Genomic DNA, 15,206 nt, shown 5'->3' on the forward strand with positions numbered 1-15,206 from the left:
CCTTAAATGAGCTACTCACACTTTATTTGTTCAAACGCGATTTTCTTACTTAATTAAATCGCCAACAAATTTTGGTAATGCGAACGCTGCGTTGTGTAATTCTTTTGTGTAGTATTTCGTTTCGATTTCGTGGAAACGCTCTTCACTTACTTGTAATGGATCATGTTTTTTAGATCCAATTGTGAACGTCCAAAGACCACTTGGGTAAGTTGGAATGTTCGCTGTGTATAAACGAGTAATAGGGAAGATCTCTTTTACGTCTTTAAACACAGTTGTAATTAATTCTGGTGTAAACCAAGGGTTGTCCGTTTGTGCAACGAAAATACCGTCTTCTTTTAACGCTTTAGAGATTCCAGCGTAGAAACCTTTCGTAAATAAGTTTACTGCTGGTCCTACTGGCTCAGTAGAATCTACCATAATTACGTCATATTCATTTTCGCTCTCTGCGATGTGTAGGAAGCCATCTCCTACTTTTACTTCTACACGCTCATTATCTAATGCGCCTGCAATTGATGGTAGATATTGTTTAGAGTACTCAATTACCTTTCCATCGATTTCAACAAGAGTTGCTTTCTTTACACTTGGGTGTTTTAATACTTCACGAATAACACCGCCATCACCGCCGCCAACAACTAATACGTTTTCAGGGTTTGGATGTGTAAATAAAGGTACGTGCGCTACCATTTCATGATAAACGAACTCATCTTTTTCTGTTGTCATAACCATGCCATCTAAAATAAGCATGTTTCCGAACTCTTCCGTTTCAACCATATCTAATTTTTGGAATTCTGTTTGCTCCGTATGTAATGTGCGGTTAATACGCGCCGTAATCCCAAAATGTTTTGTTTGTTTTTCAGTGAACCATAGTTCCATCGTACAATCACGCCTTTCAATGCAAATTTATAATAGGGACATCATTAATGTCCCCTAACAAAAATAAAACAAAACATCCAAAAAGTATAGTTAAAAGTAAAAAAATAGCGAAAATATATTTTAGTCAGAGGGCTCCAATATCTATACATAAAAAAAGCCCTTTCTTAAGAAAGGGCTTTTTTCTCTACTTCTACCGGTTTTTGAATCGGAATTAAAAGCATTACGCAACCAACTAATACAACAATTCCACCGACTAAAAACGGACTTTGCGGTGAAACAGTATGACCGATGACCCCTGATAAGATTGGCGCAATTGCACCACCTAACCAACGAACGAAATTATAAACACCTGATGTAACAGATCTTTCATAAGGTGAAATATCCATTACATAACTTGTAAATAATGCATTATTTAATCCAGATGCTAATCCTGATAGAACAATTAATACAATTTGTAACCACATAATTTTTACAAAGAATAGCGCGATTAAGAAAAGCGCAAATACGAGTAAACTTCCTTTCAACAATGTTTTCGGCTCATATTTACCTTCTAGCTTATGGGCTAAAATTGCAGAACCGTAAGCTAACGCTAATCCCCATCCGCAAAACACAAACCCTAATTGAATAGCAGATAAATGCATAATAAGTGGTGAATATGCTAACACAACGAAAAATCCATAGTAGTATAACATTCCTGAAATCGCACCTTGCATAAACGGTTTATATTTAACTAAGTTAAGTAATTCTCCTACGCCTGCCGCTTTACGCTTCACTTTTCGCTCCGGTTCTTTTACAAAAAAGAAAACTAAAATAAATGCTAAGAAGATTAAAATACTCGTCGCAAAAAATGGGTAACGCCAAGAATGTCCACCTAATATCCCGCCTAATAACGGTCCGCCTGCCATCCCTAAACCGATAGCTGCTTCATACAATCCTACTGCTTCATGAACTTCTTTACTTAATGCTATTAATAGCGTCATTGCTGTAGCAAAAAACATCGCATTTCCTAATCCCCATCCAGCGCGGAAAAGAGATAATTGAGCAATCGTTTGCGATATACCGCATATAAACGCAAATATAGTCACGATCGCAAGACCAATCGTCATCATTCGTTTATCACCAAATCTCGATGCGAATATTCCAGCTGGTAACATCATAATTGCCATCGTTAAAATATATGCTGTAAATAACATCTCTACTTGCCAATGCGATGCACCAATTTGTTCAGCAATGCTTGGTAAAATTGGGTCGACTACCCCTATACCCGAAAAGGCAAGGAAGGTAGCCACCACTGTAATCAATCTCCCTAATTTTTGTTTGCTCTCCATTTTGATTACTCTCCTTTTGTGTTCTCTAAAAATGTTACTGCACGATGTAAGCTATCTTCAAGCTCTGTCTTTACACGCTGCATTTGCTCCATTTTCTCGTCTAACGTTTGCACTTGTTGTTCAAGCATCTCTTTAATTTCTTGAATCACTTCACGGTCACGAGGATTTTCACTACTTCTTCTTTGCTCCATTCTTTCTTTTAACGATAAAAAATGCTGCATTTCTTGAAGTGTGATTCCTAGCACTTCTTTCGCTTCTACAATTTTTTTAATTCTGGCAATATCCTCATCCGTATACAGACGAATATTTCCCTCACTACGTTCTGGGGGATGAATTAAACCAATTTCCTCATAATAACGAAGTGTACGTTTTGTTAAACCGACTTGCTTTGTTACTTCATCAATTTTATACATGTTTATTCCTCCCTTCACTTAATTATTACATTTTACGTTAACGTTAACTTTTCTGCAACTGTTAGACTTTTGTAAATGTTTGTCATATTCAATTGTATTTTCTCTAAAGCAGTTTCATAATGAAAGAAAAGAGATAATAAGGAGAATTTCACATGAGTAAACCACTTATTTTCGCTCACCGCGGAGTAAAAGGAACACATCCCGAAAATACGATGATTGCCTTCCAAGAAGCAGAACGCATTGGCGCTCACGGAATTGAACTCGATGTCCACTTATCAAAAGATGGTGAACTTGTCGTAATTCACGATGAAACCGTCGATCGTACAACAAATGGCGTTGGACTTGTTTCGGAAAAAACGGTAGAGGAACTACAATCATTGGACGCTGGTAGCTATAAAGACCCTTCTTTCCATGAAGCAAAAATCCCAACGTTGCGTGAGGTTTTCATTTGGCTTTCCACAACGAACTTACAACTAAATATTGAATTAAAGACAGATGTTATTCATTACCCAAATATTGAGGAAAAAGCTGTTGCACTTGTGCGTGAATATCATCTTTCTAATCAAATTGTATTTTCATCATTTAACCATGACTCTGTTTCATTATTAGCAGAAATTGCTCCTGAAATCCCAAGAGCAATTTTATATGATACACCACTTGCTGATCCAATTGCCGAAGCAAAACATAGAGAAGCAAATGGATTACATCCAAACTTCCAGTTATTAACGAAAGAATTTGTGCAGTTAGCACAAGAGCAAGGGTATGTTTTCCGTCCATATACAATTAATGAATACAAAGATTTACAAACTATGATTGATTATGGTGTAGATGTCATCATTACTGATTGGCCAGCACGTGCCTTTGAGCTCCTTTCTTAATGGAAGGGGCTTTTTTATTTTCGAAATTTCATTGTTTAAAATAAATGAAAACCCTCAATACTAATACAATAACGCTTGTATTAATGAGGGGCTGAAAAAAGATGGATCAAACTATGAATCCAAAACTTAAAAAATATAAACGTCTTTTCTTCACCGCAATGTTTTCTTGCGTCCTTTTCTTCGTTTTTTCTTTTTTTGTTATTATTATAGTTGCAAAAATTATGGGACCTCCTCCTGTTGCGGTCCCGCAAACAAGCGTCTTTTACGCAAATGATGACACTGTTATAGGACAAAGTAATGAAATGCAAAAACGTTACAATGTATCTCTTAATGAAATTTCACCTTATGTAAAAGAGGCGACACTATCTATTGAAGATCAACGATTCTACAAACATCATGGCTTTGATATGAAACGTATTGCTGGTGCCATTGTTGCCGATTTAAAAGCGATGGCAAAAGTCCAAGGTGCTAGTACGATTACACAACAGTATGCTCGTAACCTTTACTTAGATCATGATAAAACGTGGAAACGTAAACTATTAGAAGCAATGTACACAATTCGCCTTGAGGTGAATTATAATAAAAATCATATTTTAGAAGGATATTTAAATACAATTTATTACGGACATGGCGCTTATGGCATCGAAGCTGCATCCCGTCTATATTTCGATAAAACGGCAAAAGAGTTAACATTAGCAGAAGCTAGTATGCTCGCAGGTATCCCGAAAGGGCCAAGTGTCTATTCTCCCTTTTTGAAAGAGGATCGTGCGAAAGGACGACAAGCTCTCATATTAGATGAAATGGTAGAACAAGGATATATTACGAAGCAACAAGCAGCCTTAGCGAAGAAAGAGCCACTAACTTTTGCCTCATTAGATACGAAAGAAGTAGCAGAGGTCGCACCATATTTCCAAGATGCTGTACAAGCTTCGCTCCTTCGTGATGTTGGATTAGACGAACAAGCTTTACAACGGGGTGGCTTGCGAATTTATACAACGCTAGACCCTAAACTACAAGCTGTAGCAGAACAAGCTGTAAAAGATCACATACCTGACACAACAAACATACAAACTGCTCTCGTCTCTATGAATCCAAAGACAGGTGAAGTGGCTGCTCTTGTTGGTGGAACTGATTATACTACGAGTCAATTTAACAGGGCTACACAAGCCATTCGTCAGCCTGGTTCTACATTTAAGCCATTTCTATATTATGCGGCATTAGAACGAGGATTCACGCCTGCTACGCGCTTAAAAAGCGAATATACTGTATTCACCTTAGGTGACGGCGTTTCAAAGTATAAACCGAAGAACTATAAAGATTATTATGCAGATGATTTCGTAACGATGGCACAAGCTCTCGCAGTCTCTGATAACATTTATGCTGTGAAAACGAATTTGTTTTTAGGCGATGACGCGCTTGCAAAAACAGCGAAACAATTTGGAATTAAAAGTGCATTAAAAGATGTGCCTTCTCTAGCTCTTGGTACATCACCAGTAAAACCAATTGAAATGGTTAACGCTTATAGCATGTTCGCAAATGGTGGAAAAGAAGTAAAACCTACTTTCATTCGCCGCATTATGGATCATGAAGGAAATATATTATACGATGCTCATTTAGAGAGTAAACAAGTTCTCGACAAGAGCAAAGCGTTTGTAATGGAAGAAATGATGACCGGTATGTTTAATAAGAAACTAAGCAGCTATGCTGCTGTAACTGGTCAATCGATGTTATCCAAACTATCAAGAACATATGCCGGCAAATCTGGTTCTACTGAAACGGATAGTTGGATGATTGGATTTACTCCGCAAATCGTAACTGGTGTGTGGGTCGGATATGATCAACCTAAATCTATTTCAAACGTAGCAGAACAAGGATATGCGAAGAAAATATGGACTGATACGATGGAGAAAGGGTTAGATGGACAACCAAAAAAAGAATTTAAACAACCAGGTGACGTCGTAGCGGTTAATATCAATCCAGAGAACGGTAAAATTGCTACAAAAAATTGTCCTATTTCTGTGAAAATGTATTTCGCTAAAGGTACCGAACCGACTGAATATTGTATGGATCACGTCGATGATAAAGAAGAATTTGAAAAAACGACTGAAGAAAAGAAAAAAACAAGTTGGTGGAAAAAATATCTTCCTTGGTAAAAAAAATAGCTGACGGGCATCCGTCAGCTATTTTTTATTCACTTAATAATGCACGGCGCAATTCTTCACTAGATTCGTTCCAAATAGCTTCATTATGTTCTTTCAAGAACGTACCAAGTACCTTTTTAGATGATTCATCCATATGGTCAACCATAATGTGACGCTTCAATGATTTATCCATTTTATTTACGTGCTCTGGAAGTGATTTATATCCGCGGCGAATTTCACGGTCTACTGTCATTTCACAAGCTGTTACACCTGCATAATACGCACCTGTCGCAGTTCTTTCAATCGTTACCCAAACAAGCCAAAATGGTTTTCCGTTTGGAACTTCATCTTTATTTGTTAAAAACTTAATACCTTTTTCTACTGTACTACGCGCGTGCATCGCACCAATATCAACGAATGCAGTTTTCTCTAGTACATCAACAAATACAGGTGAAATGTTTTCTAAGCTTAATGCCCCAACACCAAATCCACCATGTCCATCTGTTGAATCATTTTTCACGATATTAAAACCGATTTTTTTCTTTTTCTCTGTCATATGTAAAATCCTCCTCACTTAAAAATTATAAAAGGCCAAAAATAGGCGCAATGATGCTATCTAAAAATACAAATACATGCGGAATAACTACCTGGAAAATAGGTTGAATTGTGTAATTACTAAGCGGTGTAATAACGAGAATTAATAACGCAATTGCCCCGTATTTTTCATACTGTGTCATTTTCGCGCGAATATTTGCTGGCGCTAAATCTTCTACTACACGATACCCATCAAGTGGCGGGATCGGTAATAAGTTAAATACAAGTAAAACGATATTCAGCATAATAAAAATCTGGAAAAATTGAGCTAACGTATCTGCTACTGCAGATGGAATTGAGTATAATACACCAAATTTTAATAAGCTATACCAAATAATTAAACCAATTGCGCTTAAAATTAAGTTACTAATCGGCCCCGCAATTGAAACTAATATACCTGCAAGACGCGGTCTTTTAAAGTTATATGGGTTAACAGGAACCGGTCTTGCCCAACCGAATCCAAGAATTAATACTGCAATCAAACCTATAGGATCTAAGTGTGCCATCGGTGATAAAGTCAAACGACCTTGTCTCTTTGCTGTATCGTCTCCAAATTTATATGCTACATATGCATGTGCAAATTCATGAACTGATAATGCGATAATAATGGCCATTGCTACCAAAGGAATTTGGTGCAACGGGTATCTAAATAACTGATCCATGCTTCATCTCCTCTTCCATATGTCAAAAAAAGAAATTATTTGTTTTTTCGATTGTTCTTCCCCATAATCCGCTATAATAAGAGTGTAACTTACATAAAAGGAGCGATTGTACATGCCATACGTAACAGTGAAAATGCTAGAAGGACGCACAGAAGAACAAAAGAAAGCTCTTGCTGAGAAAGTAACAGCAGCAGTAAGCGAAACAACTGGTGCTCCTGAAGAAAACATCGTTGTTTTCATCGAAGAAATGTCTAAAAACCATTATGCAGTTGGCGGAAAACGCTTAAGCGACAAATAATTTCAAGTTTTTTCATAAGAAGCAGCCATTAGCTGCTTCTTATTTCTTTCCTTCTAACAACTCAATAATTCTCTCTTTATATTTTCCTTTTCTTCCATCTTCATAGATTAAATCATGCGGATAGAATAGCTTTTGATCCGTTCTTTTCTTACCTGTAATCGCCTCAACAATATCCGACTCACGTGAAAGCTCTCTAAGCTCTCCGTTTGGCATAAGAAGTAGGATTGGTAGACGCTCTTCTTCTTCTCCTGCACGATAAAAGTCATACGGTAAGTCTGATGTTGAATCAACTACTAAATAATACTCCGGATCAAGTCCAATCTTTTTAAATAAACTACTTAATTCCATCCAATTATCTAAACCGTGTTTATCTGTAAACTCTACATATTTAAATAGATTTCGATTCATAAAACGGCGGCATAAATCGCTTAAAATTGAATCTTCTTCTTCCTGCCATACTTGGAAGTAGTAATACATAACGTTCTCGTCTAACTTTAAATAATCCTCTACTGTTACTTCTTCTTCAAATAAAGAATAGAAATGAACAGGATGATTTTTAAATGTATAATACTTCTCGTGCAGTGATTTCGCACGGTGTAAAATCTTCGTTAAAATAACTTCTGCACTTCGCGTTACCGGGTGGAAATATACTTGCCAATACATTTGATAACGACTCATAATGTAATGCTCAACAGCATGCATACCACTATTTTTAATGACTACTTGATTCCCATACGGACGCATTACACGCAGTATACGTTCCATATCGAAGTTTCCGTACTTTACGCCTGTAAAATAAGCATCTCTTAATAAATAATCCATACGATCCGCATCAATTTGGCTCGAAATCATACTAATCGCTAATTTATTAGTAGATGTTTTTGCAATTACATCTGCTACCTTTTGTGGAAACTCCTTATCAACACGACTTAATACATCATTAATCTCCGTATCGCCTACGATAATCTTTTGCGTAAATTTCTCATGATCTAATGAAAATACTTTTTCAAACGAGTGAGAAAATGGGCCGTGACCGACATCATGAAGTAATGCCGCACATAAACATAACAATCTATCTTCAGCATTCCAATTTGGTCTGCCATCAAACACATCATCAATCATACGACGAATAATTTCGTATACACCTAACGAATGAGTAAAGCGACTATGCTCTGCACCGTGAAATGTAAAAAATGTCGTTCCAAGCTGCTTAATACGGCGCAAGCGTTGAAATTCTTTCGTTCCGATTAAATCCCAAATAACACGATCACGCACGTGCACATATTTATGTACTGGGTCTTTAAACACTTTTGTTTCGCTGAGTTTGTCGTTTAAATATACCACTTTCCGACATCCCCCTTTCTTTACTACATTCTTACTTTATATTATAAACGAAATGAGAAACAGAAAGAAATGAAAGACTGTATTAATTCCCTTTATAAAAAGAAAAAATCACCTTTACCGAAGTAAAAGTGATTTCCTTTATACATTATTTACCTAAAACGAATTCAGCAACTTCGTCTAAGATCATATCTTTCCCTAGTGGGAAGTAACCTTTGTTTAAGTCTTCATTTTTAATTGTAAATACGTGGTTATTTTTAACAGCGTTCATGTTTTTCCAAATTGATTCTTCTTGGAATTCTTTTAAGCGCTGAGAACCGTCACCAGTTGTAAATACGAATAAGTAATCTGGGTTGTAATCGATTAAAGCTTCTTTTTGTACTTGTACTAACGGTTTATCAGTTGGTGTACCTTTAACTGCTGGTAGTTTTAAATCATTAAAGATTACGCTACCGTAACCGTAATCACCATATATGCGGAAAGCATTTGGATATGCAGCCATTTTCATAAATGTTGCTTCACCAGTTTTAGCGACGATTTTGTCATGTAATTTGCTTGCTTTTTCATCATACTTTTTGAACCATTCTTTTGTTTCTTTTTCTTTACCGAAGATTTGACCTACTTCTTCGAATTTTGGACGCCATTGATCTAATGGAGTGTTTAACATAACTGTTGGTGCAATTTTAGATAATTGATCATAAATCTTTTCTTGACGATTATTTACAAGAATTAAATCTGGTTTTGCAGCAGCTACTGCTTCAATGTTAATTTTATCGCCCCAAGCAGAACCAACTGGTTTAACGTCTTTTAGTTTCTTTTCAATATGTGCATCAATTTTTTCTTGAGATGTATTAGCAGTAATAACCGGTTTCATACCGAAAATTAGTAATTCTTCCGTTGAACCACTAAGGTCAGCAATTTTCTTTGGGTTTGCAGGAATTTTAATTTCCCCTTTTGCATGTTTTACAGTGCGCTCTTCAGTCTTTGCATCTGCTTTCTTTTCTTCTTCTTTGTTAGAACAAGCTGCAAATAGTACAGAAGTCACAACTAGTACCATTGCTAATAGTGCCATTTTAAAATTCTTCATGTTCCCACTCCTTCTAGCTGTATTTATCTTATAAGTTACAATGAACTATAAGAAACAAATATAACAATTAATTAATATATATTTATTAATTGTTGTTAACAACCCATTCTAACGGGCGTTCAACTTCCCATTCATATATAAGAAGCTCAACGTCCATTAGAAGCCCCCCCTCTTTACGAGGGGGTTCTACTTATGCTTTTTTACGCAATTGATTACTAATCATCGCTAAATCATATGTTAAACAAATTGGCTTACAGTTTACTGGACATGGAACGATTTGAGCTTCAATCTCAAATACGTTACGAAGTGTTTCACTTGTCATAACTTCATCTGGCGTTCCTTGTTTCATTAACTTACCTGCTTTTAATGCAATCATATGATCAGAGAAACGAGAAGCGTGGTTTAAGTCATGGATAACCATAACAATCGTTCTACCTTCTTCTTCATTTAACTTTTTCAATAAGTTTAATACTTCTAATTGATGAGCCATATCTAAGTACGTTGTTGGTTCATCCAATACAAGTAATTCTGTTCCTTGTGCAAGAGCCATTGCAATCCAAACACGTTGACGTTGACCACCTGATAGCGCTTCTGCTGGACGATTCGCAAATTCTTTCATTCCTGTCACTTCAAGTGCCCAGTTAATGTAGCGATAATCCTCTTCTTTCAACGTGCCAAACCCTTTTTGATGAGGGAATCTTCCATATGACACAAGCTCAAATACAGTAAGACCCGTTGGCACTTCTGCAGTTTGTGGTAAAATCGCCATTTTCTTTGCAATTTCTTTCGTTGGCTGTTTCTCAATTGCTTTTCCGTCAAGATAAACAGTACCTTGCTTTGCCTTCAAAATACGAGACGCCGTTTTTAATAATGTGGACTTCCCACAACCATTTGGTCCAATAATTGTTGTAATTTTCCCTTCCGGAATTTCAACTGTTAAACCATCAATAATTAAACCTTCATTATAGCCAACAGATACCGCATCCACCGCTAAAGTTGCCATACGAAAAGCCTCCCTTTATTTTGTCCTCATAAGTAAATAAATGAAATATGGTGCACCAATTACAGAAATAACAAGACCGACTGGTATTTCTGAAGTTGTTAATACACTTCTTGAAATTACGTCTGCGAATAAAAGTAAAAACGTTCCTATTAGCGCTGCTGTGGGCAACATAATTTGATGTTTACCACCAACAAGGCGCCTTGCTAAATGCGGGGCCATTAAACCAATAAAGCCAATTCCACCGGCAACAGCAACAGATGCACCTGCTAAACAAACTGCAATAAATAATAATTTACGTCTTTCTTTTTCTACGTTTACACCAAGGCCAACTGCTGTAGAATCGCCTAGGTTCATTACATTTAATATGTGTGCTTTACTTATAGCAAGCGGTAAGAAAATAACCATCCATGGAAGTACACTTAATACGAATTTCCAATCTGTACCCCATAGACTTCCCGCCAGCCAAATCGTAGCAAAACGAAAATCGTTAGATGTCATCTTCATAGAGAAAATTAAACTAACAGCTCCAAATCCAGCTGCAACGGCAATACCGACAAGTATTAATCGAGTCGATGAAACGCCGTCTTTCCATGCTAGTAAATAAATAATTACCGCTGCTAATATCGCTCCAACTAGTGCGAAGAATGGAAGAATGAATACAGATAAAAATGTACCAGTCCCTACTTTCCCGAAGAAGAAGTAGACGAATATAACAACTGTTAATCCCGCTCCAGCATTAATACCTATAATACCTGGATCAGCAAGCGGATTTCGTGATAAACCTTGCAAAATCGCACCTGACATAGCTAAAGCAGATCCGACTAGTATAGCAATTACCATACGCGGCATACGGAATTCAAATAAAATAACAGACTGATCTTCAGCCCCTAGTCCAACCAATGACTTTAATACGTCCATTGGCGGGATTTTAAAAGTTCCTGTATTTAAACTAATAAGAAATATAGAAACGATTAGTCCTACTAAAATCGTTAATATAGAAATGTTCTTTTTTGTTAAGACACTCGTCCTCACATCTTTCCTCTCCCTTCATTACGTGCTAAGTAGAGGAAGAATGGAACCCCAATTAGCGCTGTAATTGCTCCAATTGGCGTTTCAAATGGCGGGTTAATAACGCGAGATAACATATCTGCACATTCAATTAACAGCCCGCCTAAGACCGCAGAACATGGAATAACCCATCTATAGTCCGAGCCTACAAGAAAACGAGTCATATGCGGAATTACAAGACCAACAAATCCAACTGATCCTGCCATGGAAACTGCGGAACCCGTTAAAACAAGAACAAGTACTGTTCCGATAAATTTAATTAATGTCGTATTTTGACCAAGTCCAATTGCAATTTCTTCACCGAAGCTCAAAATTGTAATATATCTCGACATCATAATTGCGATAAAAAGACAAACAAGGCCAATTGGCACTAACATATTAATACTTTGCCATTTCACTCCAGCAACCCCGCCTGCATTCCACATGCTTACCTCTTGGGCAAGATTGAAATACAATGCGATTCCAGATGAAATTGCCCCTAATAAAGCACTAATAGCTGCACCTGCTAAAGCTAATTTCACAGGTGTTAATCCACCTGGTGAAGAAGACCCAATTCCATATACAATGCTTGCACCAAACGCAGCTCCAATAAAAGATGCGATAACAAACATTAAATAAGGTGAATTAGGAAAAAATGCATACATAATTGCAATTCCAAATACAGCCCCATCTGTAATCCCCATTAACGATGGTGAAGCAAGTGGATTTCGCGTCATACCTTGCATAATTGCTCCTGATACCGCTAAAAAGGCACCTGCAACTACGCCCCCTATTGCTCTAGGCATGCGAAGCTCTTGAATTACATTATGATGTGTAATAGATCCATCAAACTGAAATACAGCTTGCCATACAGTCTTTAAACTAATATCTGCAGCCCCAAAAGAAATAGAAACTGCCATGCTTAAAGCTAACAAAACTGTACCCGCTACTAAAATAATAGAAGCGATAAGCGGTCTGCTCTTAATCTCTTTAACATTCTCTTCTTGCTGTTCTATACTGCTTGCGCTCGCTTCCATCCCTCAACCATCCTAACTAACAACATATATTTATTGAAATGAAATTTATTCTCAAATAGTAATAAAAAAATTAGGTGAATTGTTATTTTCCTGATAATGATTATCAGAATCAGACACTTCTATTCTACCTATCGCTTTAAAAGACTGTCAACCATTATTTTGAAATATAAATTTATATAAATTGGAATTTTAATACAAAAGTTGTGTCTATCCTTTAGAAAACGTTCGTCCACATAAGAGTACTTTCGCAGAATAAATTATTCCTCTTATGGGCATAAAAAAGAAGAGTAATCTTTTCACTCTTCTTTTTCTTACTTATTTAACTTTGCTTCAATTTTTGCGATTAACTCATCTTCTGTTGGAGCCGCAACTGGACGGTTATTTACAAATGCGAATGATTTTTTACGACCAGGACCACAGTAAGACTGACATCCAACTTCAATCGTTGCACATGAATCTACTTTTTTTAACTTCGGAACTAACGTTTTAACGTTCGTTGCCTGACAGTCATCGCACACGCGAAACTCGTTTCCCATTATATAACACTTCCTCTATTTTAAACTTTTCTCAAGTACGTTTAAAAATAAACACTAAATGGTATTTTACCGCTCTTTGAAGCTCGTTGCAAGTTTCCCTACAAAGCCTATTCTCTACATAATGCTACATATTTTATATGCTCTCCTACAGAAGCACTCACCATTCATGGGAAAATTTTTACCTTTCATCGAAATCTACCATATTTTTAAAAGCTTTGTATAAAAGTTTATTTTTTTGCCCATTATAAAAATAGGAAGTTCATAAAAAGAAAGGGAGTTGAATCTATGAAAGTAAGACAAGATGCTTGGACAGATGAGGATGATTTATTACTTGCTGAAACGGTACTTCGTCATGTTAGAGAAGGAAGTACGCAATTAAATGCATTTGAGGAAGTAGGGGATCAGTTAAATCGTACATCTGCTGCTTGTGGTTTCCGCTGGAATGCTGTTGTTCGCTATAGCTATGAACAAGCTCTTCAACTAGCAAAAAAACATCGTAAAGATAAAATGCGTGCTGCAAGCGGTGAACAAGCGAAAAAACGTTTACTTTATACACCACCAGCTTCAGATTCGATAACTGATTATGAAGAATTAGTACAAGAAGAATCAATTGTACAATATAAAGAAGCTATTCCATATCAAGAATCTACTGCTCCTGCTGCAAGAAGCTCTATGACAATGCAAGATGTTATTTATTTTTTACAAACAGTCGGATCTTCAAATATAAAAGTGACAGCTCTTGAAAACGAGAATACGAGATTGAAACAAGAAATTAAAGCACAAATCCTTCGGAATGAGGAACTAGAAAAGAAACTAGAAAAATTAGAAAAGCAATCTCATACTGTACAAGAAGATTACGAAACACTTATGAACATTATGAACCGAGCTCGTAAATTGGCAGTCATGGATGACGAAGAACGTTCTCAAACATCTTTCCGAATGGACCGAAACGGTAATTTAGAAAAAATTGCAGAATAAAAAGGATGCATGTAATGCATCCTTTTTATTATTTCACCTCTAAGCTCCCCCTTTATATGTGAGAAAACTCCATTCTTCATTTTTTGCTATAATAGAGATTGTCATTTTAAAGATAAGGGGTTAGTTATATGAGCAATTCCCGTTCCATTTTATCTCAGCCAGAGTGGCGCATTGTAGATCAATCTAGTTTGGGACCAACATTCCATGCACTTCAGTCATTCGCAATGGATGACACATTATGCACAAGCATTGGAAATGGCAAGTCAGCCGCAACAATGCGTTCTTGGGTTCATCACAATACAATTGTCCTTGGCATTCAAGATTCACGCCTTCCGCATTTAGAAGAAGGTATTTCTTTTTTAAAACAAAACAACTTCAATGTTATTGTCCGTAATTCTGGCGGGCTTGCGGTCGTGCTTGATGAAGGTGTTTTAAACGTATCACTTTTATTCCAAGAAACAGAAAAAGGTATCGATATTGACCTTGGATACGATACAATGTGGCATTTGATTAAGGAGATGTTAAAGGATTACGACGTTACTATCGAGGCAAAAGAAATTGTCGGCTCTTACTGTCCTGGTAGTTATGACTTAAGTATTCGCGATCAAAAATTCGCTGGTATTTCACAACGTCGTATTCGCGGAGGTGTCGCTGTCCAAATCTATCTCTGCGCTACCGGAAGTGGCTCTGAGCGTGCCGCACTCGTTCGTGATTTCTACAACCTAGCAATTCAAGGGGAAGAAACACGCTTTACGTACCCTGAAATTGTACCAAGTACGATGGCCTCACTCTCAGAATTACTTGGTGAAACCATTACAGTACAAGATTTAATGATGCGTCTTTTAAAAACATTGCAGCAATTCGCTCCAAAGTTAACACCATCTCAATTAACAATAGATGAGATTTCTTTATATGAGACGAATTTACAACGTATTATTGATCGTAATAATAAAGCACTTGGTTTAGAAAAATAAAGACCGTCGCTATAAT

Annotated in this window: 16 protein-coding genes; 5 read left to right on the forward strand and 11 right to left on the reverse strand. The window is 36.7% G+C overall.

Going from position 1 to position 15,206, the window contains the following annotated elements:
- Positions 1-45 precede the first annotated feature (45 nt).
- From speE to NST27_RS26275, 3 genes are all read right to left on the reverse strand, one after another.
- Positions 46-873, reverse strand: coding sequence for a polyamine aminopropyltransferase (gene speE / locus NST27_RS26265; RefSeq protein WP_000424698.1), 828 nt, complete (start codon positions 871-873; stop codon positions 46-48).
- A 164-nt stretch (positions 874-1,037) separates the two neighbouring features.
- Positions 1,038-2,201: an MFS transporter gene (locus NST27_RS26270; RefSeq protein WP_000444243.1), complete on the reverse strand. Its 1,164-nt coding sequence runs from the start codon at positions 2,199-2,201 to the stop codon at positions 1,038-1,040.
- A 5-nt stretch (positions 2,202-2,206) separates the two neighbouring features.
- A complete protein-coding gene (locus tag NST27_RS26275) occupies positions 2,207-2,614 on the reverse strand; it encodes a MerR family transcriptional regulator (RefSeq protein ID WP_000276557.1) in 408 nt (135 codons plus the stop codon).
- Between the two features lie 152 nt (positions 2,615-2,766).
- On the opposite strand from NST27_RS26275, the gene NST27_RS26280 reads away from it, so the two are divergent.
- Positions 2,767-3,492 carry a glycerophosphodiester phosphodiesterase gene (locus tag NST27_RS26280; RefSeq protein WP_000042786.1) on the forward strand — a complete coding sequence of 242 codons (726 nt, stop codon included), beginning with the start codon at positions 2,767-2,769 and terminating at the stop codon, positions 3,490-3,492.
- A 101-nt stretch (positions 3,493-3,593) separates the two neighbouring features.
- Complete coding sequence (locus tag NST27_RS26285; RefSeq protein WP_000372963.1) at positions 3,594-5,645, forward strand: transglycosylase domain-containing protein; 2,052 nt, start codon at positions 3,594-3,596, stop codon at positions 5,643-5,645.
- Between the two features lie 34 nt (positions 5,646-5,679).
- Here NST27_RS26285 and NST27_RS26290 read toward each other — a convergent pair whose 3' ends face one another.
- The gene (locus NST27_RS26290; protein ID WP_000136678.1) at positions 5,680-6,189 is read right to left on the reverse strand and encodes a YwhD family protein; all 510 of its coding nucleotides are present in this window, start codon (positions 6,187-6,189) and stop codon (positions 5,680-5,682) included.
- Positions 6,190-6,214: 25 nt separating this feature from the next.
- On the reverse strand, positions 6,215-6,889 hold the full coding sequence (locus NST27_RS26295) for a site-2 protease family protein (protein WP_000372451.1): 675 nt from the start codon (positions 6,887-6,889) through the stop codon (positions 6,215-6,217).
- A 112-nt stretch (positions 6,890-7,001) separates the two neighbouring features.
- Between NST27_RS26295 and NST27_RS26300 the strand changes: the two genes are divergently transcribed.
- Positions 7,002-7,187, forward strand: a complete 186-nt coding sequence (locus tag NST27_RS26300; protein ID WP_001147171.1) for a 2-hydroxymuconate tautomerase — start codon at positions 7,002-7,004, stop codon at positions 7,185-7,187.
- A 39-nt stretch (positions 7,188-7,226) separates the two neighbouring features.
- On the opposite strand, the gene NST27_RS26305 is transcribed toward NST27_RS26300, so the two are convergent.
- From NST27_RS26305 to NST27_RS26330, 6 genes are all read right to left on the reverse strand, one after another.
- Positions 7,227-8,531 (reverse strand): HD domain-containing protein, encoded by a 1,305-nt coding sequence (locus NST27_RS26305; protein WP_000262731.1) that lies wholly within the window; start codon positions 8,529-8,531, stop codon positions 7,227-7,229.
- Between the two features lie 145 nt (positions 8,532-8,676).
- Positions 8,677-9,615, reverse strand: a complete 939-nt coding sequence (locus tag NST27_RS26310; protein ID WP_047387299.1) for an ABC transporter substrate-binding protein — start codon at positions 9,613-9,615, stop codon at positions 8,677-8,679.
- Positions 9,616-9,805: 190 nt separating this feature from the next.
- Positions 9,806-10,618 carry an ABC transporter ATP-binding protein gene (locus NST27_RS26315; protein WP_000212068.1) on the reverse strand — a complete coding sequence of 271 codons (813 nt, stop codon included), beginning with the start codon at positions 10,616-10,618 and terminating at the stop codon, positions 9,806-9,808.
- A 15-nt stretch (positions 10,619-10,633) separates the two neighbouring features.
- Positions 10,634-11,650 (reverse strand): FecCD family ABC transporter permease, encoded by a 1,017-nt coding sequence (locus NST27_RS26320; RefSeq protein ID WP_001260757.1) that lies wholly within the window; start codon positions 11,648-11,650, stop codon positions 10,634-10,636.
- Entirely contained in the window at positions 11,647-12,702 is a 1,056-nt protein-coding gene (locus NST27_RS26325) for a FecCD family ABC transporter permease (protein WP_000388296.1), read from the reverse strand. Before NST27_RS26325 ends, NST27_RS26320 begins: the two co-directional genes overlap by 4 nt.
- A 311-nt stretch (positions 12,703-13,013) precedes the next feature.
- The gene (locus tag NST27_RS26330) at positions 13,014-13,238 is read right to left on the reverse strand and encodes a DUF1450 domain-containing protein (RefSeq protein ID WP_000526078.1); all 225 of its coding nucleotides are present in this window, start codon (positions 13,236-13,238) and stop codon (positions 13,014-13,016) included.
- Positions 13,239-13,523: 285 nt separating this feature from the next.
- On the opposite strand from NST27_RS26330, the gene NST27_RS26335 reads away from it, so the two are divergent.
- Both NST27_RS26335 and NST27_RS26340 read left to right on the forward strand, forming a co-directional pair.
- Complete coding sequence (locus tag NST27_RS26335; RefSeq protein ID WP_000868358.1) at positions 13,524-14,216, forward strand: RsfA family transcriptional regulator; 693 nt, start codon at positions 13,524-13,526, stop codon at positions 14,214-14,216.
- A 128-nt stretch (positions 14,217-14,344) separates the two neighbouring features.
- Complete coding sequence (locus NST27_RS26340) at positions 14,345-15,190, forward strand: lipoate--protein ligase family protein (RefSeq protein WP_000071950.1); 846 nt, start codon at positions 14,345-14,347, stop codon at positions 15,188-15,190.
- Positions 15,191-15,206: the final 16 nt, after the last annotated feature.

Source organism: Bacillus sp. FSL W8-0770, from assembly GCF_038008705.1.
GTDB classification, from domain to species: domain Bacteria; phylum Bacillota; class Bacilli; order Bacillales; family Bacillaceae_G; genus Bacillus_A; species Bacillus_A cereus.